Origin of the sequence: Actinosynnema sp. NPDC023658 (genome assembly GCF_040639995.1) — a bacterium.
Classification (GTDB): Bacteria; Actinomycetota; Actinomycetes; order Mycobacteriales; family Pseudonocardiaceae; genus Actinosynnema.
Map to the genome: position 1 here is coordinate 1 of NZ_JBFAAX010000430.1, position 4,913 is coordinate 4,913.

A 4,913-nucleotide genomic window follows, 5' to 3' on the forward strand; every position below is an offset into this window, starting at 1 on the left:
TCGGTCGGCGCGGCGGGCAGCCGCGGTCCCGCCGCCAGGACCGCCCGATCGTGCGAGGCGACGGTGGAGGAGGCGGCGCGCAGCCACACCGTCGCGGAGGGCGCCACCGTCACCGGGCGGCCGTGGCACGCGGGCAGCGCCGACCAGGGCAGGCCGGCGAGCCGACCGGTGGGCGCGAGGACCAGGGGCCGGTCGTCGAGCCGCCGACGCAGCGGTTCCAGCAGCCGGTTCTGCAGCAGCCGGGCCGCGTGGTCGGCGCCCGCGCGCACGGCGGTGCGGTCGACGTGGTCGGGCAGGGTCACCAGCCGGTGCAGCGCGAACCGCAGCAGCCGGAGCTCGCGCAGCGCGCCGTCGAGGGGGCCGAGCCGGTGCAGCGAGGCCCGGCCGCCCGCGACCACCACGGCCAGCAACGCGCCCTCGTGGTCGACGTACTCGACCAGCGCGGACGTGCCCAGCGTCCGGGCCAGCTCGCCCACCTCGGGCGGTTTGAACACCGCGCCGCCACCGCCGGCCTGCCGGGTCAGCTCGCGGACCCGCTGCTCGCCGCGCACCTGCCGCTGCCGCAGGGCGGTCGTCGGCCGTCCGGCGGTGGACGCCGCCTCCAGGTCCGCCGTCACGGCCCGCAGCTCGGCCAGCGCGTCGGCCAGCCCGGAGTCCTCCGGCGGCCGGGCGGGCGTCATCCGCAGCGCGCCGGCCCGCCACGCCTCCGCCCAGCTCAGCACCCGTCCCGCCCGGCCGTCCGCGACCGCCGCGCGCAGGCCCTCCAGCGCCAGCGCCCCGCCCTGCGCGCCGCTCAACGCCCGCAGTTCCGTCGCGCCCAGGGACACCCGGTACTCGTCCAGCAGCGCCAGGCCGCGGCGCAGCGCGATCTGCGCGCCACGGGTGTTGCCGAGCAGGTCGCGCCGCAACGCCTCGGCGTACCAGCCCTGCACGCGGTGCGCCGCCGGGCCGCCCCGCCGGGCCGCGCCCGCCCTGGTCAGCTCCGCCACGGCCCGGTTCCGGTCACCGAGGTCGCGGGCCACCAGCGCCGCATCGACCCGCGCCTCCAGGCCGGCCATGCGCCAGCCCAGCGCGTCCAGCCGGGACGCCACCCGGGTCAGGGCGGCCACCAGCGACCTGGTCCGCTGCCCGCTCAGGTAGGCCGCGCGCAGCTCCACGTGCCGCGCGCCCTCGGCCCACACGTCGCGCTTCTCCCGGCGGAACCCCCTGCGCGCGGCGGCCGCCATCTCCACGGCCCGGTCCAGGTCGCCTTCCAGCAGCGCGACCCGGGCCCGGTAGAACAACGCCTCGGAGCGGGCCAGCACGAGGTCGCCGCCCAGCTCCTCCAGCGCCCGGTCGGCCGCCGCCCGCGCCTCCTCCAGCAGCGGCACGGACACCAGCAGCTCCAGCCGGTTGATCAGCAACCCGGGCCGCGGCACCTCCAGCCGGCGGTACTCGCGCTCGGCCTCGGCGAACATCGTCAACGCCCGCGGCACGTCGCCCGCGCGGGACGCGGAGATGCCCGCGTTCCACCGCACGTCCGCGACGGCCAGCGCCTGGTCCAGGTCCCGGTACAGGACGGCGGCGCGGTCGAAGTCCTCGTCGGCCGCGCGCAGGCCACCCGTGTAGGCGCGCAGCAGGCCCCGGTTGTTCAGCGCCCGCGCCTCGACCAGCCGCTCACCGAACCGGCGCACCACCTCGATCGCGCCGTTGTACTCGCGCAGCGCCTCCTCGTACCGGCACAGGTAGTGCAGCACCACGCCCCGCTGCATCCGACCGCTGCCCGCGTCGACGCCGCGCAGGTGCGGCAGCGCCGCGTTGATGGCGCGCAACGCCTGGACGTGCCGGCCGGTGTTGGAGAGCACGAACGCGAGGCTCATCCGGGCCAGTGCCGCCGCCCTCTCCGAACCGGCCCCTTCGGCAATGCGCACGGCCCGGCGCAAATGGCGCAGCGCCGCGTCGAAGTCGTGCAACTCGCGCCACGCGAGGCCAATGGCCCGCTCGGCGGCGGACGCCTCCTCGGCGTCACCGGACGCCCTCGCCGCCCGCAGAGCGGACCGACCCATCTCGATGGCCGCGCGCGGGTCCCGCTGCCGGGCTTCCAGCGCTGCGGCGGCGGAAACCCCGGCCACGAACCCACCTTATTACCAAGACCGCTGTGGTAGCTTGCCTACGCCCAGCACCCGTCGACGCTGCTGTGAGGCCTCGGTGACCGAACCGACGAATCGCTCCGAGCTGTACCAAGAAGCGTTCCAACAGGTCCTCCGCGAGCACAAGAGCTTCCGCCTCCACGCCGAACGCGGACGGGAATTCATCTTCGTCGCCGGTGAGTTGCTGACCATTCCCGAGGACCTCGAACGGGTCACCCGCAAACTCGCCCAGAACAACATCGGCACCGACCGCGGCCGGGATTTCGCCGGAATGAACCGCCTCGTGCTGCCCCGCAATTCCGACGACATCCCGGAGGTCGTGCGCCTGCTGCGCGACCCGCGGCAGTGGCCGGGCGAGCGCACGCCGTTCGTGCAGCCGCACCACGTGCTCGTGGGCCACGGCGGCAACATGCACGGCAACCCCGGCCAGCCGCCGAAGGTCGGCACACCGCTGGCCGCCCCGGACCCGGGCGCCGCGGGGCGGGGGCGGGGCGTGGTCGTCGCCATCGTCGACACGGGCATCTCGGCCACCGCCGCGACCGACCACCCGCAGTGGCTGGCGAACGCGTTCACGCCCAAGGTCGACGAGGTCGACGCCGCCTACGCGCACGACGACGTGTTCGCACTCGAAGGCGGGCACGGCACGTTCGTCGCGGGCGTGGTCCGGCAGGCCGCGCCGGGCGTGCGGTTCGACCCGGAGAAGGCGCTGCAGCCGAGCGGGATGGGCACCGAGGAGGACTTCGTCCGGGCGCTGGCCCCGTCGTCGTTCGACGAGAAGGTCCAGATCGTCAACGTCTCGCTGGGCTGCTTCACCCAGGACGACGTGGCCTCCGAGCCGGTGCGCCGGGCGGTCGCGGCCCTGCCGGCCGGTGTCGTGGTGGTCGCCTCCGCGGGCAACCACGGCACCGCGAGGCCCAGCTGGCCCGCCGCGCTGCCGAACGTGGTCGCCGTGTCCGCGGTGGCCGAGGAGCGGGACGGCACCCGTTCCCCCGCCTGCTACGCCGGGTTCGGGCACTGGGTGAACGCGTGCGCCGTGGGCAACCGGACCAGCACCTACCTCAAGGGCCGGTGGGAGGTCCCCGGTCTGCCGGTCGACGTCTACGACCGGTTCGCCTACTGGCTGGGCACCTCGTTCGCCGCGCCGCACGTGGCCGGGCGGATCGCCGCGGCGATGACCGAGCACAACCTGTCCGCCACCGCGGCGCGGGACCTGCTGCTCGTCGGCCGACCCGAGTTCTTCCCCGGCTACGGACCGTTCGTCGAGTAGCCCGATCGGGTCGAACAAGACGATCGGGTAGTCCGAGCGGGCGGACTGCGGCGATCCGGCGGAGCATGTATCCGGCGGCCGGGTCGTCGCTCCGTAGTGTGTGGCAGAGAACGATCAGACCGTGGCCCGGCGGGGGTCCGCGCCGGTGCAGCCCGGGGCGGAGGCGCAGCATCCCCTGGACAAGAGGAGGGGACGTGACCCCTGCATCCCCGATCGCCGAGCTCGTGGGCGCGGCGGCCGAGGGCGACCAGCGCGCGTGGGACGAGATCGTGGAGCGCTTCATGCCCCTGGTGCTCGCGGTGGTCCACCGGCACCGGTTGCGCCCGGCGGATGCGGCGGACGTGAACCAGACGGTGTGGTTGCGGCTGGTGGAGCAGGTGGGCAGGCTGCGCGAGGCCGACGCGCTGCCCGGGTGGATCGCCACGACCACCCGCAACGAGTGCCTGCGGGTGCTGCGGGGCCACCAGCGCGTCCAGCCGTTCGACCCGCAGTCCCAGGACGAGCCGGCGAGCCCGGACGACGCGGTCGCGGACCTGGACGAGGAGATGGAGGCCGCCCAGCGCCGGCAGGCGCTGCGCGAGGGCTTCGCCACGTTGTCGGAGCAGTGCCGGGTGCTGCTGGCCAAGCTCATGGCCGACCCGCCGCCGGCCTACGCGGCGGTCGCCCGGGAGCTGGCGATGCCGGTGGGCAGCATCGGGCCCACCCGGATCAGGTGCCTGGACAAGTTGCGCAAGACTCCCGCGGTGCTGAGGTTGATCGATCCGCGGCCGGTGGGCGGAGGAGGTGTGGTCGGTGTTGAGGGACGATCCGGGGTGGGAAAGCGATGAGGAGCTGCTGCGGGAGCTCGGCGCGGCGCTCGCGGAGGCGCGGGACGTGCCCGACCACGTCCTCCGGGCGGCGCGCGCGGCGTACGCGTGGCGCACGGTCGACGCCGAACTGCTCGCGCTGACCAGCTACGACTCCGTCCTGGACGCGGACCTGGCGGTGCGGGCGCGGGCCACGCAGACCGCGCGGCAGCTCGTGTTCGACGCGGAGGGCGTGTCCGTGCAGGTCGAGGTGACCGAGGCGGGGGTCGCGGGGCAGGTGCTGCCGGCGGCGGCGGGCCGGGTCGTGCTGGTCACCCCGACGGGGCCGGTGGAGGAGGCGGAGCTGGACGAGCTGGGCCTGTTCCTGCTCGGTCCGCCGCCGTCGGGTCCGGTGCGGTTCCGCTGCGAGGTCGGCGGCACGACCGTGGTGACCGACTGGGTGCGGGTGTGACGGGGCGGGCCTTGACGGCGGTGGCCGCGGGTCCGGAAGATTCAGCCTGACCTGATCTTCACCCCTTCGCCGCACACCCCACATGACCCAGCCCGTCGGAGTCACACCCGCCGGGGGGAGCACCCCCACGGCGGTCGAGGCGTGGGCGCTGCCGGAGCTGTTCCGGCAGGTCTTCGTCGGCTCCCCGGCGGGCATCGCGCTGTTCGACGCCCGCGGCGCGCTGGTGGCCGCGAACCCGGCGCTGGAGGCGCTGCTGCCGG

5 protein-coding genes are annotated in these 4,913 nt (G+C 75.4%); 4 read left to right on the forward strand and 1 reads right to left on the reverse strand.

Annotation, left to right across the window (positions count from 1 at the left end):
* The coding region (locus AB0G02_RS28150) for a CHAT domain-containing protein (RefSeq protein ID WP_360799515.1) at nucleotides 1-2,111 on the reverse strand (2,111 nt) is incomplete at its 3' end.
* 76 nt (nucleotides 2,112-2,187) lie between these two features.
* On the opposite strand from AB0G02_RS28150, the gene AB0G02_RS28155 reads away from it, so the two are divergent.
* The 4 genes from AB0G02_RS28155 to AB0G02_RS28170 form a co-directional block, all read left to right on the forward strand.
* Complete coding sequence (locus tag AB0G02_RS28155; RefSeq protein WP_360799518.1) at nucleotides 2,188-3,396, forward strand: S8 family serine peptidase; 1,209 nt, start codon at nucleotides 2,188-2,190, stop codon at nucleotides 3,394-3,396.
* 194 nt (nucleotides 3,397-3,590) lie between these two features.
* A complete protein-coding gene (locus tag AB0G02_RS28160) occupies nucleotides 3,591-4,223 on the forward strand; it encodes a sigma-70 family RNA polymerase sigma factor (RefSeq protein ID WP_360799521.1) in 633 nt (210 codons plus the stop codon).
* Nucleotides 4,189-4,653 (forward strand): hypothetical protein, encoded by a 465-nt coding sequence (locus AB0G02_RS28165; RefSeq protein WP_360799525.1) that lies wholly within the window; start codon nucleotides 4,189-4,191, stop codon nucleotides 4,651-4,653. The genes AB0G02_RS28160 and AB0G02_RS28165 overlap by 35 nt, the downstream gene beginning before the upstream one ends.
* A gap of 82 nt (nucleotides 4,654-4,735) precedes the next feature.
* A partial coding sequence (locus AB0G02_RS28170; protein WP_360799528.1) for a PAS domain-containing protein occupies nucleotides 4,736-4,913 on the forward strand: 178 nt, incomplete at its 3' end.